General features: G+C 64.5%; 18 protein-coding genes. 13 read left to right on the top strand and 5 right to left on the bottom strand.

Features of this window, described 5'->3' with window-relative positions; translation table 11 throughout:
• Window positions 1–18: 18 nt before the first annotated feature.
• The 8 genes from NLI89_RS17985 to NLI89_RS17950 are packed head-to-tail and all read left to right on the top strand — an operon-like array spanning window position 19 to window position 7,588.
• Entirely contained in the window at window positions 19–495 is a 477-nt protein-coding gene (locus NLI89_RS17985; protein WP_254688236.1) for an A24 family peptidase, read from the top strand.
• A gap of 46 nt (window positions 496–541) precedes the next feature.
• Window positions 542–1,579: a Flp pilus assembly protein CpaB gene (gene cpaB, locus NLI89_RS17980; protein WP_254688235.1), complete on the top strand. Its 1,038-nt coding sequence runs from the start codon at window positions 542–544 to the stop codon at window positions 1,577–1,579.
• A gap of 1 nt (window position 1,580) precedes the next feature.
• Complete coding sequence (locus tag NLI89_RS17975) at window positions 1,581–3,161, top strand: type II and III secretion system protein family protein (RefSeq protein WP_254688234.1); 1,581 nt, start codon at window positions 1,581–1,583, stop codon at window positions 3,159–3,161.
• Between the two features lie 46 nt (window positions 3,162–3,207).
• Window positions 3,208–3,837, top strand: coding sequence for a CpaD family pilus assembly protein (locus tag NLI89_RS17970; RefSeq protein ID WP_254688233.1), 630 nt, complete (start codon window positions 3,208–3,210; stop codon window positions 3,835–3,837).
• A complete protein-coding gene (locus tag NLI89_RS17965; RefSeq protein ID WP_254688232.1) occupies window positions 3,837–5,120 on the top strand; it encodes an AAA family ATPase in 1,284 nt (427 codons plus the stop codon). Before NLI89_RS17970 ends, NLI89_RS17965 begins: the two co-directional genes overlap by 1 nt.
• 50 nt (window positions 5,121–5,170) lie before the next feature.
• Window positions 5,171–6,142, top strand: a complete 972-nt coding sequence (locus NLI89_RS17960) for a type II secretion system F family protein (RefSeq protein WP_254688231.1) — start codon at window positions 5,171–5,173, stop codon at window positions 6,140–6,142.
• A gap of 7 nt (window positions 6,143–6,149) precedes the next feature.
• On the top strand, window positions 6,150–7,145 hold the full coding sequence (locus NLI89_RS17955) for a type II secretion system F family protein (protein WP_439144535.1): 996 nt from the start codon (window positions 6,150–6,152) through the stop codon (window positions 7,143–7,145).
• Between the two features lie 53 nt (window positions 7,146–7,198).
• Window positions 7,199–7,588 (top strand): hypothetical protein, encoded by a 390-nt coding sequence (locus NLI89_RS17950; protein ID WP_254688230.1) that lies wholly within the window; start codon window positions 7,199–7,201, stop codon window positions 7,586–7,588.
• A 153-nt stretch (window positions 7,589–7,741) separates the two neighbouring features.
• Here the strand turns inward: NLI89_RS17950 and ppdK are convergent, their stop codons facing one another.
• The 3 genes from ppdK to NLI89_RS17935 form a co-directional block, all read right to left on the bottom strand.
• Entirely contained in the window at window positions 7,742–10,405 is a 2,664-nt protein-coding gene (gene ppdK, locus NLI89_RS17945; RefSeq protein WP_254688229.1) for a pyruvate, phosphate dikinase, read from the bottom strand.
• A 123-nt stretch (window positions 10,406–10,528) separates the two neighbouring features.
• Complete coding sequence (gene glyS / locus NLI89_RS17940; protein WP_254688228.1) at window positions 10,529–12,994, bottom strand: glycine--tRNA ligase subunit beta; 2,466 nt, start codon at window positions 12,992–12,994, stop codon at window positions 10,529–10,531.
• Between the two features lie 121 nt (window positions 12,995–13,115).
• On the bottom strand, window positions 13,116–13,955 hold the full coding sequence (locus NLI89_RS17935; protein ID WP_093398883.1) for a glycine--tRNA ligase subunit alpha: 840 nt from the start codon (window positions 13,953–13,955) through the stop codon (window positions 13,116–13,118).
• Between the two features lie 177 nt (window positions 13,956–14,132).
• On the opposite strand from NLI89_RS17935, the gene NLI89_RS17930 reads away from it, so the two are divergent.
• From NLI89_RS17930 to NLI89_RS17915, 4 genes are all read left to right on the top strand, one after another.
• Window positions 14,133–14,999: a TraB/GumN family protein gene (locus tag NLI89_RS17930; protein ID WP_254688249.1), complete on the top strand. Its 867-nt coding sequence runs from the start codon at window positions 14,133–14,135 to the stop codon at window positions 14,997–14,999.
• 439 nt (window positions 15,000–15,438) lie between these two features.
• Window positions 15,439–16,137, top strand: a complete 699-nt coding sequence (locus tag NLI89_RS17925) for a 50S ribosomal protein L25/general stress protein Ctc (RefSeq protein WP_254688227.1) — start codon at window positions 15,439–15,441, stop codon at window positions 16,135–16,137.
• A gap of 203 nt (window positions 16,138–16,340) precedes the next feature.
• On the top strand, window positions 16,341–16,910 hold the full coding sequence (gene pth, locus NLI89_RS17920) for an aminoacyl-tRNA hydrolase (protein ID WP_254688226.1): 570 nt from the start codon (window positions 16,341–16,343) through the stop codon (window positions 16,908–16,910).
• Complete coding sequence (locus NLI89_RS17915; RefSeq protein WP_254688225.1) at window positions 16,907–17,512, top strand: TIGR02466 family protein; 606 nt, start codon at window positions 16,907–16,909, stop codon at window positions 17,510–17,512. The genes pth and NLI89_RS17915 overlap by 4 nt, the downstream gene beginning before the upstream one ends.
• Window positions 17,513–17,671: 159 nt before the next feature.
• On the opposite strand, the gene NLI89_RS17910 is transcribed toward NLI89_RS17915, so the two are convergent.
• A complete protein-coding gene (locus NLI89_RS17910; RefSeq protein ID WP_254688224.1) occupies window positions 17,672–18,736 on the bottom strand; it encodes an NAD(P)-dependent alcohol dehydrogenase in 1,065 nt (354 codons plus the stop codon).
• A 350-nt stretch (window positions 18,737–19,086) separates the two neighbouring features.
• Between NLI89_RS17910 and ychF the strand changes: the two genes are divergently transcribed.
• On the top strand, window positions 19,087–20,184 hold the full coding sequence (gene ychF, locus NLI89_RS17905) for a redox-regulated ATPase YchF (protein WP_187505160.1): 1,098 nt from the start codon (window positions 19,087–19,089) through the stop codon (window positions 20,182–20,184).
• A gap of 196 nt (window positions 20,185–20,380) precedes the next feature.
• On the opposite strand, the gene NLI89_RS17900 is transcribed toward ychF, so the two are convergent.
• Window positions 20,381–21,172 (bottom strand): hypothetical protein (locus tag NLI89_RS17900; protein WP_254688223.1); only part of this gene is annotated, 792 nt, incomplete at its 5' end.

Here is a 21,172-nt window from a genome sequence, read left to right as displayed (position 1 = left end):
TTCGTTAGGGCCTAGCCGATGGGATGGAATATTGCTCTGCCAATTTTGATTTTCGTGCTCGGCGGACTGCTCGTGTCCGCGGGAATCGAGGATGCCCGGACGCGCGAGATCGCGAACTGGAAGAACGCCGCGGTCGCGCTGCTGGCCCCTGTCTGGTGGTATGCCAACGGCCTCGATGTCTGGCCCGACATGGCGTTGCAGATCTGCGGCGCGCTGGCGGTGTTCGCGGTATTCCTGGTCGCCTTCCACTTCGGGATGATGGGCGGCGGCGACGTCAAGCTGATCGTCGCACTGGCGCTGTGGCTGCCGTTCCCGGCCTTCCTGTCGATGCTGATGGTGATGTCGATCGCCGGCGGTGTCGTCACGATCGTCATGATGATCGAGCGCACCCTGAAGAAAAATGCAGGACAGATCGAAGTGCCCTACGGTGTGGCGATAGCATTCGCCGGCCTTCTCGCGCTGCGCGAACCACTCCTTAATCAGTTTCAATCATGATTAATGCCGAAGCGAAATACCGGCGCCTGAAAGGCACGAACTAGTCATGGATAGTCGCAAGATCATATTGCTGGTTGGCGCGCTTATAGTCGCAGCCATCACGGCGTTATTTGCAAGATCGTTGATCGCCGGCAGTTCGGCACCTCAAGCCGGTGCGGTCGTGATGGCCGCGCCGGTCGTGGACGGCCCCGAGGTGCTGGTCGCGACCCGTTCGCTGCCGGTCGGCACGATCCTGGATGCGACGGCGCTGAAGTTCCAGCCCTGGCCGAAGGAGCTGGTCGACAACGCCTATTATCTTCGGGACAAGACCAACCTCCAGTCGCTGCAGGGCACGGTGGTGCGCAGCATCATCACCGCCGGGCAGCCGGTCACGCAGGGCGCGCTGGTAAAGCCCGGCGACCGTGGCTTCCTGGCCGCAGCGCTGGGCCCGGGCATGCGCGCCGTCACGGTTCCGGTCTCGGCACAAGCCGCGGTCGCGGGCTTCGTATTTCCCGGCGACCGGATCGATCTCGTCCTGACGCAGGCGGTGGCCGGCGGTGGCGACGGCGAGCCGCTCAAGGTGTCCGAGACCATCATGCGCAATATCCGCGTGCTGGCGACCGACCAGCGGACCGACAATCTGGTCGGCGAGGACGGCAAGACCAAGGTCCAGACCTTTTCCAACGTGACGATCGAGGCGACGCCCAAGATGGCCGAGCAGGTGGCGCTGGCGCAGACGCTCGGATCGCTGTCGCTGTCGCTGCGCTCGATCGCGGACAATACCGCAGAGCTGGAAGAGGCCATTGCGTCGGGTGCCGTCAAGGTGCCCGAGGGCAATGATCCGAAGGCCGAGAAGGCGATGCTCGCACGGGTCGCGAGCCAGCCATCGGCGGGCCGGTCTAGCTACCAGACCGGCGCCGATGTCTCGCGGTATCAGCGCAGCACGGTGCCGGGCAAGCCGGCGGACAGCAGCCGCGGCGGGGCCGTGATGCAGGGCGGGCCAGTCATGTCGCAGGCTGGCGGTGCAGCCGTCGTCCAGGGCCCGGTGGTGCGGATCGCGCGCGGCAATGCAATGACCGTCGTGCCGGTCGGGGGGAAGAACTGACATGCGTATCGCGATGACGTCGCTCGGATGGCCCTTGGCCGTCGCGCTGGCTGCGGCAAGCGCCGCCCCCTCCGCGCCGGCCCTGGCGCAGCCGCGGTCGCCTGCGGCGATGCCGGCAGGCGCACCGGTCGTGCAGATCAACACCGGACGCGGCCGACTGGTGACGCTGGCACGGCCGATGACCGACCTGTTCGTCGCCGACGACACGATCGCCGATGTCCAGGTCCGGTCGCCGACCCAGCTGTACGTGTTCGGCAAGAAGACCGGAGAGACGACGATCTCGGCAACGACGAAGGGCGGCGCGGTCGTCTACGCGGCGACCGTCCGGGTCGGCAACAATCTCGATTCGGTCCAGCAGATGCTCGGGCTGGCGATGCCCGAGGCACAGGTCGTCGCCACGCCGATGAACGGCCTGATCCTGCTGACGGGCACGGTCGCCGCACCAGAGGACGCCGCCGAAGCCGAGCGACTGGTGCAGGCGTTCGTGGGGGATACGACCAAGGTCCTGTCGCGCCTGAAGACCGCGACGCCGCTGCAGGTCAACCTTCAGGTGCGAATCGCCGAAGTCACCCGGAGTTTCATCAAGAACATCGGCGTGAACGTACAAAGCAGGGACGGTACGGGCGGCTTCAAATTCGGCGTTGCCCAAGGCCGCGGCGCCAGCACGCAATTCCTTCCAGGCGGCACGCTGTCGACCGGCTTCACCACCCCTTCTCAAAGCGGTGTCACGCAATCGACGCTAGGCTCTACCTTCGGTCTTGCCGGCAAGCTGCTTGGGCTCGATCTCATCGGCGCGATCGACCTGGGTGAGACGATCGGTCAGGTGACCACGCTCGCCAACCCGAACCTGACGGCCTTGTCGGGTGAGACGGGTACGTTCCTGGCGGGCGGCGAGATACCGATCCCGCTGGCGCAGGCGCTCGGCACGGTCTCGATCGAGTATAAGCAATACGGCGTCAGCCTAGCCTACACGCCGACGGTGCTGTCGGATGGCCGTATCTCGCTGCGGGTTCGCCCCGAGGTTTCGCAACTCGATTATTCGAACGCCGTGACGATGAACAGCACGCGTGTCCCAGGGCTTACTACCCGCCGTACCGAGACGACCGTAGAGCTCGGTTCGGGCCAGAGCATGATGATCAGCGGCCTGCTGTCGAACAGCCACAATAACTCGTACGACAAGACCCCCGGACTTTCGAACCTGCCGGTCATCGGCGCGCTGTTCCGGTCCAACGCGTTCCAGCGCAACGAGACCGAACTGGTCATCGTCATCACGCCGTATCTGGTGAAGCCGGTCAACAACGCGAGTGACATCGCGCTGCCGACCGATGGTGCGCGTGCGCCGACCGATCTCGACCGGGTGCTGCGGGGCACGTTGAGCGCGAGCGACGGTGGCAAGCGGCCGGTGCCGACGGTTGCGCCATCCCCCTACGCACGGCCAACGGTCGGTGCGGCAGCCCCGATCCTGCCGCTGCCGCGCGGCGACGTCCGCCGCAACGAGGACGATATCGCGCCGCCCGTAAAGACCAGATCGGCCGCCCGGGCCGGCAACGGCGCCCTGCCCGCGCCCGGCTTCTCGAACTGAGATGGCCCATTCGACCGGCTTGCGCCTTACGCACCAAGGATTTCCGATGATCAGCAAATTGATCCTAGCATCCCTCGTCCCTGCACTGCTGCTCGGTGGCTGCATGGGGACCGAGAATCGCGGTCTCGAATCGGTCCATCAGCCGATCGTCAGCCGGTCCGACTATGCGATCGACCTGGGCGTTAGCGGCGGTGCGCTCGCGCGGGGCGAACAGCAGCGGCTGGCCGCATGGATGACGACGATGCGCCTCGGCTATGGCGACCGGATCGCGATCGACGACCCCGCGGCTGAAGCCCCGCAGGCGCGTGCCGACGTGGCCGCCGTGGTGGCGCAATATGGCCTGTTGCTGAGTGTCGATGCGCCGGCCACGCCTGCGCCGCTGACTCCCGGATCGATCCGCGTCGTGGTCAGCAGGATGCGGGCCGACGTCCCGCACTGCCCCGACTGGTCGCGCGATTCGACCAACGACCTGACCGCCAACACGTCGTCCAACTATGGCTGCGCGATCAACCGCAACCTCGCGGCGATGGTCGCCAACCCCGCCGACCTCGTCCGAGGGGCGCCCGGTACCGGCACCGTCGATGCGGCGGTGTCGTACAAGGCGATCGATACCTATCGCAAGAAGGCGCCGACCGGTGCCGGCGAGCTGACCGCCGCCCCGACGGGAGCAAAGTGATGAACGCGCCCTGGAAACCCGGCTCGATCGCGAACCGCGAACCGTTCACCGCCTATGTCTGCGACGAACTGACCGCCGAGGCGCTGCGCCCGGTCGTCACCGAGTTCGGCTGGTCCGTCGAGAAGATCAACAAGGGTGGCCTGCGCAACGCGATCCAGTCGCTGTCGGTGTCCGCGTCACCGCAAATCCTGTTCGTCGACCTGGCAGAATCGGGTGACCCGCTGAACGACATCAACGCGCTCGCCGAAGTGTGCGAGCCCGGCACGATGGTGATCGCGGCGGGGCAGGTGAACGACGTCCGGCTGTACCGGGATCTGGTGTCCAGCGGGATCCAGGATTACCTGCTGAAGCCCCTGCATCCGGAAATGCTGCGCGAGGCGTTCGGCCATGCGCAGGCTTTGCTGAACGCGCCGAAACATGTCGAGATATCGACCGATCGACCGCATTGCTCGGTCGCGGTGATCGGCACGCGCGGCGGCGTCGGCGCCTCGACGATCGCGACGTCGATCGCCTGGCTGCTGGCGGAGAAGGAACGGCGCGCGACCGCCTTGCTCGACCTCGACGTGCATTTCGGCACGGGCGCGCTCAGCCTCGACCTGGAGCCCGGGCGCGGCCTGACCGACGCGATCGACAATCCGAGCCGCATCGACGGCCTGTTCATCGAACGCGCGATGGTCAAGGCGTCCGAAAAGCTGTCGGTGCTGTCGGCGGAGGCACCGATCAACGCGCCGCTCGTCACCGATGGGGCTGCGTTCGCGCTGTTGCAGGAGGAAATGCGGACCGCGTTCGAATGCACCGTCGTCGATCTGCCACGGACGATGTTGATCCAGCATCCGCAGTTGACCAGCGACGTCCAACTCGGCGTGATCGTCACCGAACTGACGCTGGCGTCGGCACGCGACACGATCCGCATCCTGTCGTGGATGAAGACGAACGCGCCGCAGACGCAGCTGTTCGTGCTGGCCAACCGGATGCACGCCGGCGGCCAGCTCGAGATCAGCCGCAAGGATTTCGAGGGTTCGATCGAGCGCAAGATCGATTACCTGGTACCGTTCGACCAGAAGCTGGCGGCCCAGGCGGCCAAGCTCGGCAAGCCGATAGTCGAAGTCGGCAAGACGTCGAAGACCATCGCACCGATCGTCGCGCTGACGACCATGCTGGCCTCCGCCGTGACGGACGGTGCCGACGGTGCCGCGAAGCCGAAGGGCAAGTCGCTGCTCGGCAAGTTCGGGGACCTGAAGGGGTTGATCCCGACGCGGGCCGTAAAGGCCAAGGCCAAGTGAGCGGCGCGGGACTCGTTCGTTCCCCAACGCGCAGTGGGCGTTAGGGCGCGGTGGCGATGATGCCGTTCCTCATGGTATTTCTCGGTGCGTCGATCGTGCTGGGGATGATCGTTTTCGCGTTTGCGGGTCCCTCCGCGGAACGTGCGCAATCGCGTCGTATCGCTGCGGTGCGTCTGCGCCACGGCGATCCGATGGTTGCCGCCGAAGCGCAGTTGCGGGGCATATCGGCCAACCGCGACACCAAGATGGACCTCGCCTTCACGCGGATCCTGCCCAATCCGGTCCAGCTTGCCAAGCGCTTGGCGATGACGGGCAAGACCTGGACCGTCGGGCAATACGGCATTGCGACGGCCGGCATCACGCTGGTCGTCGCGATGCTGATGCTGCTGAAGGGTCTGCCGATCTTGCTCGCGTTGCTGTTCGGCCTGTTCGTCGGGGTCGGACTGCCGCATTTCATCGTGAGCAAGACGATCGCGCGCCGGATCGGCAAGTTCACCGCGAAGTTTCCCGACGCGATCGACCTGCTGGTACGCGGCCTGCGCTCGGGTTTGCCGATCAGCGAGACGATCGGGGTGGTCGGTCACGAGGTCGATGGTCCGGTCGGCGAGGAATTCCGCGCGGTCAGCGACAAGATGAAGATCGGCCGGACGATGGACGCCGCGCTCCAGGATACCGCGGACCGGCTCGGCACGCCCGAATTCCAGTTCTTCGTGATCACCATCGCGATCCAGCGCGAGACCGGCGGCAATCTGGCGGAGACGCTGGCGAACCTGTCGCACGTGCTGCGCCAGCGCGGCCAGATGAAACTGAAGATCAAGGCGATGTCGTCGGAGTCCAAGGCGTCCGCCTACATCATCGGTGCGCTGCCGTTCATCGTGTTCGGGATGATCTGGGTCATCAACGGCAAGTATATGCAGAACTTCTTCATCGACGAGCGACTGATGGCGATCGGCATGGGCGGCATGGTGTGGATGGCGATCGGCGCCTTCATCATGTCCAAGATGATCAGCTTCGAGATCTAGGGACGCAATGATGGGCACGACCGCCGGACCTACCCTGCTCGGATTCGACGTATTATTGGTCGCGACGATCCTGTCGGGCATTGCCGCGTTCGCGGTGATGGTCGCGATCTACGCCGCGACCACGGTCAGCGATCCGATGACCAAGCGCGTCAAGGCGCTCAACGATCGCCGCGAGCAGCTGAAGGCGGGCATCACCGCCTCGACCAAGCGGCGCGCCAAGCTGGTCCAGCGCAACGACACCGCGGACAAGATGCGCGGCATGCTGTCGTCGATGAAGATGCTCCAGGACAGCCAGGTCAAGGCGGTCCAGCTGAAGCTGATGCAGGCCGGCATCCGGTCGAAGGAATGGGCGCCGGCGGTGATTTTCGGGCGTCTCGTGCTGCCGATCGTGCTGGGCGGGGGCATGCTGTACTGGGTGTATGGCACCGACGGCTTTGCGACCTGGGGTCCGCTGAAGAAATACGGGCTCGTCGCGATGACCTTCATCCTGAGCTACAAGGCGCCGGACCTGTATCTCGACAACAAGATCAAGAAGCGCTCGGATGCGATCCGGAAAGGACTTCCCGATGCGCTCGATCTGCTGGTGATCTGCGCGGAGGCGGGGCTCACCGTCGATGCGGCGTTCCACCGCGTCGCGCGGGAGCTGGGGCGGGCGTATCCCGAGCTTGGCGAGGAGTTCACGCTGACCGCGATCGAACTGGGGTTCCTGACGGATCGACGCCAGGCGTTCGAAAACCTGGCGATGCGGGTGAAGCTGGATGCGGTGAAGGGGGTCGTCACGACGATGATCCAGACCGAGAAATACGGCACGCCGCTGGCCTCTGCGCTGCGTGTGCTGTCGGGGGAATTCCGCAACGAGCGGATGATGCGGGCCGAGGAGAAGGCGGCGCGGTTGCCGGCGATCATGACCATCCCGCTGATCCTGTTCATCCTCCCCGTCCTGTTCGTCGTCATCCTGGGGCCGGCGGCGTGTTCGATCTCCGATGCGCTGTTGAAGACGTAAGCAACCGCCGGGCGGCCTGATCGTTGAGCTCCCGTAACAGGAGGGTTTTGACGATGCCGTTGTTTTCCACACCTACGCAGTTCGCGGCGCTTGCGCTGGTTTTCGTTGCCGGCTGGCTGTTCGGATTGGCAAGCCATCCGGGGGGCAAGAAGTGGAAGGCGCGCTATCTGGCGGAGCGGGACGCGCATGCTTCGGTGAAGAAGGATGGCGATGTTCGGGCTGCTGCGGCGGAGAAGCGGGCGGTCGAGGCCGAGCGGGAGAATGCTCGGTTGGTGAAGGCGGCTGAGGCGGCTCCGGTTGCGGCGCCGGTTGTCGAGCAGCGTCCGGTTGTTGATGCGGCGCGGTCCGGGGCGCTGTCTTCGGCGCGGCCGGCTTATGCTCGGCCGGCGTATAATGCAGATGGGACGAAGCGGGGTTGGTTCGATTTCGAGCCGCGTCGGTGAGGTGTAGGGGGGCTGACTTTTTGAGTTCGGCCCCTGCTTCCTTGTTCTCCCGCGAAGGCGGGAGCCCAGTCTGGGTCCCCGCCTTCGCGGGGAAACATTCTTTTGTTCGTTCCACCCCGGCGAAGGCCGGGGTGGTGCTATTCTAGTTCCGTATTACTTCTTCGACAGCGCTGCTTGTGCTGCCGCCAACCGCGCGATCGGAACGCGGTAGGGGCTGGCCGACACGTAATCCAACCCTACCTTTTCGCAGAACGCGATGCTCGCCGGGTCGCCGCCGTGTTCGCCGCAGATGCCGAGCTTGATGCCCTCGCGCGTCTTGCGGCCACGTTCGGCGGCTATCTCGATCAGTTCGCCGACGCCTTCGACGTCGATGCTGACGAACGGGTCCTTGGCGTAGATGCCCTGCTCGACATACGCGCCCAGGAAGCGCGAGGCGTCGTCGCGGCTGACGCCCAAAGTGGTCTGCGTCAGGTCGTTGGTGCCGAACGAGAAGAACTCGCCGACTTCCGCGATCTCGCCGGCGCGGAGGGCTGCGCGGGGGAGTTCGATCATCGTGCCGACGAGATACTCGATCGTGCGGCCCTTCTCGGCGAACACGGCTTGCGCGGCCTTGTCGACGACGGCCTTCATCAGCTCCAGCTCGCGGCGAGTGGCGACCAGCGGGATCATGACTTCGGGGATCGGGGCCGCACCGGACTTCTCGGCGACGTCGACCGCCGCCTCGAAGATGGCGCGGGCCTGCATCTCGTAGATCTCGGGGTAGGTGACGCCGAGACGGCAGCCGCGGTGGCCGAGCATTGGGTTGAACTCGTGCAACTCCGCCGCGCGACGCTTCAAGGTGTCGACATCGACGCCCGCTGCGGTCGCGACTTCGGCAAATTCGGATTCCTCGTGCGGGAGGAATTCGTGGAGCGGCGGATCGAGCAGGCGGATCGTCACCGGCAGGCCGGCCATGACCTCGAGGATCTCGGTGAAATCCTTACGCTGTTCGGGGAGCAGCTTCTCCAAAGCGGCGCGGCGCCCCTTCTCGTCCGAAGCCAGAATCATCTGGCGGACGTTGGTAATGCGGCTGCTCTCGAAGAACATATGCTCGGTGCGGCAGAGACCGACACCCTCGGCGCCGAACTCGCGGGCGACGCGGCAATCTTCCGGCGTCTCGGCGTTGGCGCGGACCTTCAGGCGGCGGACCTCGTCGGCCCACACCATCAGGGTGGCGAAATCGCCGGACAGCTCGGGCTGAACCGTGGCGACCGCGCCGATCATCACTTCGCCGGTGGTGCCGTCGATGGTGAGCAGGTCGCCCTCCTTCACCTCACGGCCGCCGCAGCGCATGATCTTCGCCTTGGCGTCGATGGAGAGCGTGCCGGCACCCGAAACGCAGGGGCGTCCCATGCCACGGGCGACGACGGCCGCGTGGCTCGTCATCCCGCCGCGCGCGGTGAGGATGCCCTTTGCCGCGTGCATGCCGTGGATGTCGTCGGGCGAAGTCTCGGTCCGGACGAGGATGACCGCGACGCCGTCTGCGGCTTTCTTCTCGGCGGCATCGGCGTCGAACACCACTGCGCCCGAGGCTGCACCCGGCGAAGCGGGGAGGCCCTTGGTGAGCACGTCGCGGTGCGCTTTCGGATCGAGCGTCGGGTGGAGCAGCTGGTCGAGCGCCATCGGCTCGACGCGCAGGATCGCTTCCTCGCGGGTGATGAGGCCTTCGTTCGCCATATCGACGGCGATCTTGAGCGCGGCCTTGGCGGTGCGCTTGCCGGCGCGGGTCTGGAGCATCCAGAGCTTGGTCTTCTCGACCGTGAACTCGATGTCCTGCATGTCGCGATAGTGGTTTTCGAGCGTGTCGAACACGTCGGCGAGCTGGTGATAGACCTCGGGCATCGCCTCTTCCATCGACGACGCCTTGGCGCCGGCGTCTTCGCGCGCGGTCTTGGTGAGATACTGCGGCGTGCGGATGCCGGCGACGACGTCCTCGCCCTGCGCATTGATCAGGAACTCGCCGTAATAGGCGCGGTCGCCCTTGGACGGGTCGCGCGTGAACGCGACGCCGGTCGCCGACGTGTCGCCCATGTTGCCGAACACCATCGCCTGGATGTTGACCGCGGTGCCCCAGCCACCGGGGATGTCGTTGAGGCGGCGATACACCTTCGCGCGCTCGGACTGCCACGAGCCGAACACCGCGCCGACCGCGCCCCAGAGCTGGTCGTGGACGTCTTGCGGGAAGGGCTTGCCCCAGAGCTTCTCGACGAGGCCCTTATACTCCGCGACGAGTTTGCGCAGGTCGTCGGCGGAGAGTTCGGTGTCGAGCGTGAAGCCCTGGTCTTCCTTGGCGATCTCCAGCGCTTCCTCGAATGCGCCGTGATCGAGTTCGAGGACGACGTCGGCGTACATCTGGATGAAGCGGCGATAGCTGTCCCACGCGAAGCGCGCGTCCTCGGACTTGGCGGCGAGGCCCTCGACGGTCTGGTCGTTGAGGCCGAGATTGAGGACGGTGTCCATCATCCCCGGCATCGATGCGCGCGCGCCGCTCCGGACGGAGACGAGCAGCGGGTCTGCGGGGTCGCCGAACTTCTTGCCGGTGACGCCCTCGATGTGCGCGAGGCCGGTGCCGACCTCGTCGCGCAGGCTTTGCGGGAACTGGCCGCCCTCGTCGTAATAGACCGCGCAGAAATCGGTCGAGATCGTGAAGCCCGGCGGGACCGGCAGGCCGATCGACGCCATCTCGGCGAGGTTCGCGCCCTTGCCGCCCAGCAGGTTCTTGTCGCCCTTGCCGCCATCCGAAACACCGCCGCCGAAGCGGTACACATATTGGGTCATCGCGGGTCCTCTAAGTGCTTGTTTTTGTTGGCAGGGCAAAAGTGAAGTATAGGAAGTGCAGACGCTGGGAAGGGTCTTGGGCATTGCCCCCGGCCCTCACCTAGGCGACCGCACCGCGTCCACTTAGCCCTCAATTCTCGAAAAATCTGCGACGTTGTGCACTGCGGCGCGAACACGCTCAAGTAGCGCGAGACGGGCGGAGCGCTTGGCGGGATCGGGATCGTTGACGATAACGCTATCAAAGAACGCGTCGATCGGCGCCCGGAGCGAGGCGAGCGCGGCCATGGCTGCGGCGAAGTCCTCGCGCGTGATCGCGGCGGTGGCGCGGGGTTCGGCGGAGTCGAGCGCGGTCATCAGCGCGGTCTCTGCCGGTTCGGGGGTGTAGGACAGCGATTCCTCTTCGCCCCTCCCTGGAAGGGAGGGGTTGGGGGTGGGTCGGTCCGAGGCGGGCGCGGCATTCCCACGAGGGCTACCCACCCCCGGCCCCTCCCTTTCAGGGATGGGAGCAGAAGGGGCTTCCTTCTTGAGGATATTGGCGGCGCGCTTGTAGCCGGCGAGCAGGTTCGCGCCGTCCTCGGTGGTCACGAACGCCTGGAGCGCATGGACGCGCGCGAGCAGGCGGACGAGATCGTCCTCGCCACCGAGCGCGAACACCGCATCGATCAGGTCGTGACGGACGCCGGCTTCGCGTTGCTGGACTTTGAGGCGGTCGGCGAAGAAGTCGAGGAGACCAGATGCTTCCACTTTCGGCGATGCCAATGCAGACCGAAACTGGTCGATTACCGCGGAGATGGCCGGATCGAACTGCCGATCGTGATAGGACGAAAAATACGTCAAATCAGGCATGCGTTCAAAGGGTTGACCAGCATCTAGCGCTTCAAAATATTCATCTTCGAACGACCGCAGAGCCAACGGATAGGTTGAGATACTCATGCTCGCGAGCGTTCTACCCACCAAACTGTTGCCGAAAGCGAACGCGGAATTAAGCGGCAGGCGCAGATCATTTTCGATTACGAGCGCAATCACGCTGAGCACAGCACGACGCAGAGCAAAGGGGTCTTTTGAGCCGGTCGGCTTTTCGCCAACCGCGAAAAACGAAAACAGGCTATCCAGCTTGTCCGCCAAGCTTACCGCGACCGTTACCGGGTCGGTGGGGACGTCGTCGCCTTGGCCGACCGGCTTGTAGTGGTCGCGGATGGCGGTGGCGACGGATGGGTGCTCGCCCTGCGCGGCGGCGTAGTAGCCGCCCATCAGGCCTTGTAGCTCGGGGAACTCGCCGACCATGCCGGTGACGAGGTCTGCCTTTGCGAGGCGGGCTGCGCGTTCTGCTAGGTCTGCTAATTCCTCCCCTGCAAGGGGAGGGGGACCGTCAGCCGTAGGCTGAGGGTGGAGGGGGTTCTCCGCGGGCGTTGCGCTTCGTGGCGCCCCCCCTCCACCAGCTTCGCTGGTCCCCCTCCCCGTTCCGGGGAGGATTATTCCCTCTTCTACCAGCCACCGCGCCAGCTTGGCTACGCGGTCGACCTTGTCGGCTACCGTGCCGAGCTTTTCGTGGAAGACGATCTTCGACAGCTTCTCGGCCTGCTCTTCGAGCGGGACCTTGAGATCGGTGTCGTAGAAGAACTTCGCATCAGATAACCGCGCGGCGAGGACCTTGCGGTTGCCCTCGACGATCTTCGCGCCGCCGTCGTGCGCGGCGATGTTAGCGGTACAGACGAACGCGTTGGCGAGCTTTCCGTCGGCCCCGCGGCAGACGAAATATTTCTGGTTCACGCGGGCCGTGAGCTGGATCACCTCGGGGGGCACGTCGAGAAACGCGGGGTCGAACTGGCCTAGCAGGGGAATCGGCCATTCCGTCAGCCCGGCATTCTCGGCGACGAGGCCCTCGTCCTCGATGAGTTCGAGCCCGGCCTGCGCGGCGGCTTCGCGGGCGTGGTCGCGGATCAGCGTGGCGCGTTCGTCGTGGTCGACGATGACGTGGCAGGCGCGCAGCTTCTCGACATAGTCGTGCGCGCCGCCGATCGTGATCTGGTACGGGTGGTGGAAGCGGTGGCCGAGCGTGGCGGCGCCGCTGGCGATGCCGGCGATTGCGAACGGCACGATCTCTTCGCCGAGCAGCGCGATTATGCCTTGCAGCGGGCGGACCCAGCGGAGCGACTCGGTGCTGGCGGAGGCGTCGCCCCAGCGCATAGACTTGGGCCACGGGAACGCGCGGACGATCGCGGGGATCGCGTCGGCGAGCACGGCGGCGGTGGCGCGGCCGGGCTTCTCGGTGACCGCGAACAGCGTGCCGTTGCGGTCGATTAGTTGCTCGCGGGTTAGGCCGGTTTTGCGGAGGAAGCCTTCGAGCGCCTGGGGCGGCGCGGAGGTCTTGGGGCCCTTGGTTTCCTCGGAGACGGCGGCGGTCTCGAGCGGCAGGTCGCGGGCGATCAGCGTCAGGCGGCGCGGGGTCGCGTAGGTGACGATGTCGCTGGTCGCGATGCCGGCCTTGGCCAGCTCGGCGGTGAACAGCTTCGACAAATCTTCGCGCGCACGCGCTTGCATCCGTGCCGGGATTTCTTCTGAGCGGAGTTCTAGGAGGAAGTCGGTCACGCGGAACGCTCCATCTTCGCGCCATCGCGCCTTTGCGTGAACAAGATTTTCTCACGCGAAGGCGCAAAGGCGCGAAGAGATAAGAAGGATTGATTCAGGCCTGCGGCGCTGCGGGGGCGCATCATGCTGCCCATCCGTGTTTGTCCATCCAGGCGGCGCAGGCGCCTTTGGCTAGGTCTCGGACGCGGCCCATGTAGGCTTGGCGTTCGGCTACCGAGATTACGCCTCGGGCTTGCAACAGGTTGAAGATGTGGCTGGCTTTGATGGCCTGTTCGTAGGCTGGGATCGGGAGCTTGGCGGCTAGCGAGTTCTCGCATTCGGCGACGTGCTTGCGGAACTGGTCGAACAGCGAGTCCGTGTCGGCGATCTCGAAGTTCCACTTCGACATCTCCTGCTCGTTCTCCAGGAACACGTCGCCGTAGGTCACGCCGGCGTCGTTGAACGCGAGGTCGTAGACCGAGTCCTTGTCCTGGATGTACATCGCCAGGCGCTCGAGCCCGTAGGTGAGTTCGCCGGCGACGGGCTTCATGTCGAAGCCCCCCATCTGCTGGAAATAGGTGAACTGGGTCACTTCCATGCCGTCGCACCAGACTTCCCAGCCGAGACCCCAGGCGCCAAGCGTCGGGCTTTCCCAGTCGTCCTCGACGAAGCGGATGTCGTGCTTCAGCATGTCGATGCCGATCGCCGCGAGCGACCCCAAGTAGAGTTCCTGGAGGTTGGCTGGGCTCGGTTTCAGGATGACCTGGTATTGATAGTAATGCTGGAGGCGGTTGGGGTTCTCGCCGTAGCGGCCGTCGGTGGGGCGGCGGCACGGCTGGACGAACGCGGCGTTCCACGGTTTCGGGCCGAGCGCGCGGAGCGTCGTGGCGGTGTGGAAGGTGCCGGCGCCCATTTCCATGTCGTAGGGCTGCAGGATCAGGCACCCGTGCTCGCTCCAATAGTCGTGGAGCGTGAGGATCATGCGCTGGAAGCTTAAAGGCTGGGTCACGCGCGGGCTTTGGCGGATGGGGGTGCGGGAGGCAAGTGGTGCGTTGCGGTCTGCGCTCCTACATGGGGGCGAACTCACGGTAAGGATGCCCTCCCCTTGAAGCTGTTTTCGAAGATCGCCTCGTTCCGGTCCGCGCTGTCCGCCATCGCCATGGCATTCGCCTTGCCCGCCTGTGCGCAGGTCGCCCAGACGCCGGCTCAGGCCGCTAACGATGCCGATCCGGCACTGTGGGTGGTGAAGGACAAGGACACGACGATCTACCTGTTCGGGACGATCCATGTGTTGAAGCCCGGCATGACGTGGTTCGACGAGGCGGTGAAGACCGCGTTCGATCGGTCGCAGCAGGTGGTGCTGGAGCTGGTGATGCCGGATCCGGCAAAGATGCAGTCGCTGGTGATGGCGACGGGGGTGTCGAAGGACGGGCCGACGCTGACCGAGCAGCTGCCGGCGGACAAGCGCGCGGCGTATGCTAAGGCGGTGACGGATCTGGGATTGCCGGCGAATGCGTTCGATCGGTTCAAGCCTTGGCTGGCCGCGACGAACCTGTCGGTCGCGCCCTTGTCCAAGCTGGGGTATGATGCGGCGAACGGGCCCGAGCAGGTGATTACCGCGGCGGCCAAGGCTGCGGGGAAGCCGGTTATGGGTCTGGAGACGGCGGAGCAGCAGCTGGGGTATTTCGGGGGATTGTCGCAGACCGCGCAGTTGCAGTTCCTGGGGAGCACGATCGACGAGTTGCCCAAGCTGGAGACGACGATGGCGACGATGGTGGACGAGTGGGCGAAGGGGGATCCCGAGGCTTTGGCGCGCGAGATGAACGATAGTTTGAAGGACTCGCCGGAGGTGGCGAAGGTGTTGCTGGTGGATCGCAATGCGCGCTGGGCTGAGTGGGTTGCCAATCGGATGAAGACGCCGGGGACTGTGTTCGTGGCGGTTGGGGCCGGGCATCTGGCGGGGGCCGATAGCGTTCAGGCGCAACTGGCGAAGCTTGGGGTTAAGGCGGAGCGGGTAAAGTATTGAGTCGCGCCGTCGGTTATTGATCGATCAAGGAATCAGGCGTATATAGATCGAACCAAATGTCATGGTTTATACCTTGAGATACGAACCCTCGCCATTGCCGTGGCGGGGGTTCAATCGTTTGGGGGGCACGTTGCCGCGCACCCCCCGCCCGTTGCGCTACTTCCAGCGTGCCGTCTCGACGACCTTCAAAATCAAGGTCGCAAAGGCGAACAGCACCAGAAGCAGAACACAGACATTACCAAACGTCATAGTTTTGCTCCCTGAGAACTGGCACGATTGCCAGCGCCCTCACCGTAGCGCAGCCATCCACGGATACTATGCCCGTCTACGCGGGCATTGTTTTCCTCCCTCACTTCCGCTATGCGCCCGCGCTTCCGGTCCATGGTCATCCCTGGAGGCGTGGGCGGGAAGGACAACAAACGAGTTTCGGAGAATATAGATGAGCGACCAGTTGACGCTCGCAGCCGAGACGCGTGACCGGGTTGGCAAGGGAGCCTCCCGGGCGCTGCGTCGTGATGGCCGCGTGCCTGCCGTGATCTACGGCCTGAACAAGGAACCCACCTCGGTTCATCTCGAGGAAAAGGCGCTGATGAAGGCGCTGATGACCGGCCACTTCATGAATTCCGTCGTGATGGTCAACGGCGTGCGCACGCTGCCGAAGGACGTCTCGTTCCACCCGGTCACCGACCGCCCGATCCATGTCGACTTCCTGCGCATCGGTGCGCACTCGACCGTGACGGTCGCGGTTCCTGTCGTGTTCACCGACGAAGACGACGCGCCGGGCATCAAGAAGGGCAAGGGTGTCCTCAACATCACGCGCCACGAGATCGAGCTGGTCGTCGACGCTTCGGACATCCCGAGCGAGATCACGATTTCGCTCGCCGGTCTGGAGATCGGTGATTCGATCCACATCAGCGACGTGAAGCTGCCCAAGGGTGCTGTGCCCGCGATCGACGACCGCGACTTCGCGATCGCGACGATCGTGCCGCCGACCGTGCCGACCGTCGAGGACGAAATCCTCGAGGCCGAAGTCGCCGAAGCCCAGGCTGCCGAAGCTGCTGCCGAGGAAGAGACCCCGGTCGAGCCGAACGACGACGACAACCACGACGACAAGATCACGCCGCAGAAGAAGGACTGATCTTCTTCGTCTTCGGATGATGTTTCGACGTAAGCGGGCGGGTGGGAAAGCTAGGGCTTTCCCACCCGTTTCGTTTTTATCTGCGGTCCCCTCGCGAACGCGGGGGTCCAGGATCAAGCAGCGGTGTCGCCCGTTACCCTGGGCTCCTGCGTTCGCAGGAGAACACGGTTAAGTAGCCGACGCGGTCTTTTGGAGAATCACACGTGCAGATCTGGGCGGGACTCGGCAATCCGGGGGCGCAATATGCGATGCACCGGCACAATGTCGGGTTCATGGTCGCCGACGCGATCGCCGAGGTGCACGGCTTCGGTCCGGTCAAGAAGCAGTTCCAGGGCTGGACGCAGGAGGGCCGGATCGGCGCGGAGAAGATCCTGCTGCTGAAGCCTGCGACCTTCATGAACGAGAGCGGCCGCGCGATCGGCGAGGCGCTGCGCTTCTACAAGCTCGGCGTCGAGGCGCTGACGGTGTTCCATGACGAGCTCGACATCGCGCCGTTCCGCGTAAAGGTGAAGACCGGCGGCGGGACCGCGGGGCATAACGGGCTGCGCTCGACCGACCAGCATCTGGGGCCGGATTTTCGCCGCGTGCGGCTGGGAATCGGGCATCCGGGGCACAAGGATCGCGTGACCGGCTATGTGCTCGGCAATTATGCCAAGGCCGAAATCGAGCCGCTGAGCGACATGCTGGGCGCGGTGGCGGCGGAGGCGAAGTGGCTGGCGGAGGGCGACGACGTCCGCTTCATGAACGATGTCGCGTTGAGGATGCAGCCATGACCACCCGTTCCCTGTTTGCCACGCGGTTCTACGAGGCCGATCTCGGGGACGACGATCTGGTCGAGGAACTCGAGGACGCCGCGCGCGAGTTGGCGAAGGCGGATCGGGCGGGGATCGCCTGGTCCAAGGCGCATGGGTATCGCGGGTATACGTCCTATGCGTCGTTGAACGACTTGCCGTTGCGCGATCCGCGGTTCGGGGATCTGGTGCGGTTGCTGAACAAGCATGTCGCGCAGTTCGTGAAGGACTGTGCGTTCGATCTTGGCGGGCGGAAGTTGAAGCTCGACAGCTTCTGGGTGAACGTCCTGAAACCGGGGGGCGCGCATTCTGGGCATATCCATCCGCATAGCGTCGTGTCGGGCACGATGTATGTGGCGATTCCGGAGGGCGCGGGCGCGCTGAAGCTGGAGGATCCGCGGTTGCCGATGATGATGGCGGCGCCGACCCGGCTGGAGGATGCGCCGGAGGATCTGCGGACGTTCGTGTATGCCGAGCCTAAGCCGGGGAGTGTGTTCCTGTGGGAGAGCTGGCTCAGGCATGAGGTCGTGCCGAATGCTGCCAAGGGTGAGCGGATTAGTATTAGCTTCAATTATCGGTGGTGATTGGGACGGGTAGTTCCCTGCCTGACCTCCCGTTTTTCTGCGAACGCAGGAACCCAGGATTACATAGTGCGACGTTCCCGACCCTGGGCTCCTGCGTTCGCAGGAGAACGGGGTTTTATCGAAAGGGGCGGCACTCGGTTAGCGCCGCCCCCCGCCCGATCAGGCCGTCTTCATCGTCGCCATGTCGATGACGAAGCGGTACTTTACGTCGCTCTTCACCATGCGCTGATACGACGGTTCGATCTCGTCCATGCGGATCATCTCGATGTCCGATACCAGGCCATGCTCGTTACAAAAATCGAGCATCTCCTGCGTCTCGGCGATGCCGCCGATCAGCGAGCCGGCGATCGCGCGGCGCTTGAAGATGAGGTTGCCGACCGAGGGCGACGGATGCGCGTGCTCGGGAACGCCGACCAAAGTCATCGTGCCGTCGCGCTTGAGCAATGCGGTGAACGTGTCGAGGTTGTGGCTCGCCGCGACGGTGTTCAGGATGAAGTCGAAGCTGTTGGCGTGTTCGGCCATCGCGGCTTCGTCCTTCGACACGATCAGGTCCTTCGCGCCGAGACGCTTGGCATCGTCGCGCTTGTTGGGCGAGGTCGAGAAGACATAGACCTCGGCGCCCATCGCGTTGGCGATCTTGACGCCCATGTGGCCGAGACCGCCGAGACCGACGATGCCGACCTTCTGGCCGGGACCGACCTTCCAGTGCTTGAGCGGCGAGTACGTCGTGATGCCGGCGCACAGCAACGGCGCAACCGCGGCGAGATCGGCTTCGGGATGCGACACCTTCAGGACGAAGCCCTCGTCGACGACGATCTTGTCCGAATAGCCGCCGAAAGTGTGGCCGCCGAGGACGGGATCGGGGCCGTTATAGGTGCCGACCATACCGGTCGTCTCGCAATATTGCTCTTCGCCGTCTTTGCACGATGCGCAGTGCCCGCAGCTGTCGACCATGCAGCCTACGCCGACGACGTCGCCGACCTTGAACTTGGTGACGTCGCTGCCGACCGCGGTGACGTGGCCGACGATCTCGTGGCCCGGGACGCAAGGGTAGAGCGTGCCTTCCCATTCGCCCTTGGCGGTGTGGAGGTCGGAATGGCAGACGCCGCAGAACGCGATGTCGATCGCGACGTCGGTCTTGCCGGGCTCGCGGCGCTCGAACGAGAAGGGTGCGAGCGGTGTTTCGGGGGATTGCGCGGCGTAGCCGTGGGCGGTCGTGGTCATGGAATTCCTGGAGTATCTGGGAGAGACGTCCCTTGTAACGGGTGAGCTGCGAGTTCTCTACCGAGCGGTATGATTATTTTGCTGCACTGCGGCGATCGAGTGCGTCGATCAGGGGGGAGTAGGTTGTTTCGCGGGCCCGGCGCTTCTCCCCTCCCTGGAAGGGAGGGGTCGGGGGTGGGTCGGTCTCCGGATCGTGGAACGGTTGCGGCTCGAGCTGGCCTACCCACCCCCAGCCCCTCCCTTTCAGGGAGGGGAGCAGGTTGGAAACGCGGCTGCGTACGCGGCCTCCACTGGCCTTCCGGCCTCGCGTCGCCTAAAGCGCCCGCACATTCTTATACCAAGGGCATATCATGGGTTTTCGCTGCGGCATCGTGGGGCTGCCGAACGTCGGCAAGTCCACTCTCTTCAACGCGCTGACCGAGACGGCCGCGGCGCAGGCGGCGAACTACCCGTTCTGCACGATCGAGCCGAACGTCGGTAATGTCGGCGTGCCCGACAAGCGGCTCGACGCGCTGGCGAAGATCGCCGGATCGCAGAAGATCATCGAGACGCAATTGGGCTTCGTCGACATCGCCGGCCTCGTGCGCGGGGCGTCGAAGGGCGAAGGGCTCGGCAACCAGTTCCTGGGCAACATCCGCGAGGTCGACGCGATCGTGCACGTGCTGCGCTGCTTCGAGAATGGCGACGTGACGCATGTCGACAACAAGGTCGATCCGATCGCCGACGCCGAAACGGTCGACACCGAGCTCATGCTGAGCGATCTCGAAAGCCTCGAGAAGCGCGTGCCGAACCTCGCCAAGAAGGGCATGCAGGGCGACAAGGAGGCCAAGATCGGTGCCGCCGTGCTCGGCCAGGCGCTCGAATTGCTCCGCGAAGGCAAGCCCGCGCGGCTGACCGTGCCGAAGGACGAGGACGAGGCGCGGGTGTTCGCACAGGCTCAGTTGCTGACCGCGAAACCCGTGCTGTACGTGTGCAACGTCGACGAGGGCGATGCGGCGAACGGCAATGCGCTGTCGGCGCGGGTGTTCGAGAAGGCGAAGGCCGAAGGCGCCGAGGCGGTCGTGGTGTCGGCGGCGATCGAGGCGGAAATCGCGACGATGCCCGCGGAAGATCGCGGCGAGTTTCTTGGTGAGCTGGGGCTGGAGGAGACCGGCCTCGCGCGGGTCATCACCGCCGGGTACAAGCTGCTCCACCTGCTGACCTTCTTCACGGTCGGCCCCAAGGAAGCGCGCGCCTGGACCGTCCACGAGGGCGCCACCGCACCGCAGGCGGCGGGCGAGATCCACGGCGATTTCGAAAAGGGCTTCATCCGCGCCGAGACGATCGCGTTCGACGACTTCATCGCGCTCGGCGGCGAATCGAAGGCGCGCGAGGCAGGCAAGCTGCGCGCGGAAGGCAAGGCGTACGTCGTGCAGGACGGCGACGTGATGCACTTCCTGCATAGCTGAGGGTTTGGCGGCGGTCGCGGGTTAGCGGCCGCCGCTGCGCTCGAGAGTTTAAATGCAAAAGACTTTATGTCCGGCATGGGAAGGAAAGCGGCCCGTCTGCAAAGCGCCCTTCCAAAGAGCCGTACCTCTTCCGGATCTAAAAGATTCAGAGCACGAGCCCCGGATTGAGCCTTTCACAACGCCTGGCCAACAGCGGTCAGAAGGGAACTTCATCTTCCTCTGTGAACCAGCAATCAGCCTTTTTCGGCGCTGCAGCGGCCGGCAAATCCAGGCGATGGCCGGTGTACAAATTTAGGATGTGTTCGCGGTCCATGAAAAGGATCTGACTACGCTGGGATTTGTCTAGGACCCCGCCAAGCCAATTACGGGCAGCCTTCGTGATCTCGCCGCCCGCAACTATGAAGGCGTGATCGACGAGAGCCCTGCGGTTGGTGTCGCTGTCGAAGACCTCGTGCCCCAGCATCATCAGGATTTGCTGGTAGATTTCTGCCACGTTCGCGTTCGAGCCCTTGGTGGCGCCTGCCGAGTCGAGCTTGCCCTTCTTTGCCTGAATTCCGAAATAGATGGTATGTTCAGTGGGCAGCTTGAACCGCATCCACACGTCTTTGCCATATTCTAGCGCTTTGTCCTTATGGCCGACGCTCGTAATCCGCTGGTAACCAAAGTGGCGGAACATCGGCAGCAAGACTTCCTCGATCAATTCATCTTCCGAGCAGCGATCGAGATAGGCGATGAGCATATTGCGCTTCTCTAGCTCGGCGGGCGTGAGAGGGCGGTATAGGTTGACCGGTGCCGAAACCGTTCTCGTCTCAATATGACGGACGTAGAACATACTATCTTCGCCGTAATATCCTTCAAATCCTTCGCGCATCAAAGGAACGTTGAGAGCGGCGAGCGCAAGTGATCGGTCGTCGTCGCCCTCTCGGGCCTCACGCTTGTCCATAAGCGTCCGGAGGACTGTCGCAAATCGTTCAGGCAGTTGGTGCTG

Source organism: Sphingomonas faeni, assembly GCF_024273235.1.
Lineage (GTDB): Bacteria > Pseudomonadota > Alphaproteobacteria > Sphingomonadales > Sphingomonadaceae > Sphingomonas > Sphingomonas faeni_A.
Note: the sequence above shows the minus strand (reverse complement) of the source record. Positions and strands in the feature narration are given on the sequence as shown.

Excerpts from the sequence above, each read along its gene's own strand:
- cpaB (WP_254688235.1), top strand. The coding sequence starts at position 542 with ATGGATAGTCGCAAGATCATATTGCTGGTTGGCGCGCTTATAGTCGCA.
- NLI89_RS17965 (WP_254688232.1), top strand. The coding sequence starts at position 3,837 with ATGAACGCGCCCTGGAAACCCGGCTCGATCGCGAACCGCGAACCGTTC.
- NLI89_RS17910 (WP_254688224.1), bottom strand. The coding sequence starts at position 18,736 with ATGACCACGACCGCCCACGGCTACGCCGCGCAATCCCCCGAAACACCG.
- NLI89_RS17970 (WP_254688233.1), top strand. The coding sequence starts at position 3,208 with ATGATCAGCAAATTGATCCTAGCATCCCTCGTCCCTGCACTGCTGCTC.
- NLI89_RS17935 (WP_093398883.1), bottom strand. The coding sequence starts at position 13,955 with ATGATCCTCACGCTCCACGACTATTGGAGCGAGCACGGGTGCCTGATC.
- ychF (WP_187505160.1), top strand. The coding sequence starts at position 19,087 with ATGGGTTTTCGCTGCGGCATCGTGGGGCTGCCGAACGTCGGCAAGTCC.
- NLI89_RS17925 (WP_254688227.1), top strand. The coding sequence starts at position 15,439 with ATGAGCGACCAGTTGACGCTCGCAGCCGAGACGCGTGACCGGGTTGGC.
- NLI89_RS17985 (WP_254688236.1), top strand. The coding sequence starts at position 19 with ATGGGATGGAATATTGCTCTGCCAATTTTGATTTTCGTGCTCGGCGGA.
- NLI89_RS17975 (WP_254688234.1), top strand. The coding sequence starts at position 1,581 with ATGCGTATCGCGATGACGTCGCTCGGATGGCCCTTGGCCGTCGCGCTG.
- NLI89_RS17930 (WP_254688249.1), top strand. The coding sequence starts at position 14,133 with ATGGCATTCGCCTTGCCCGCCTGTGCGCAGGTCGCCCAGACGCCGGCT.
- NLI89_RS17955 (WP_439144535.1), top strand. The coding sequence starts at position 6,150 with ATGATGGGCACGACCGCCGGACCTACCCTGCTCGGATTCGACGTATTA.
- ppdK (WP_254688229.1), bottom strand. The coding sequence starts at position 10,405 with ATGACCCAATATGTGTACCGCTTCGGCGGCGGTGTTTCGGATGGCGGC.
- NLI89_RS17915 (WP_254688225.1), top strand. The coding sequence starts at position 16,907 with ATGACCACCCGTTCCCTGTTTGCCACGCGGTTCTACGAGGCCGATCTC.
- NLI89_RS17950 (WP_254688230.1), top strand. The coding sequence starts at position 7,199 with ATGCCGTTGTTTTCCACACCTACGCAGTTCGCGGCGCTTGCGCTGGTT.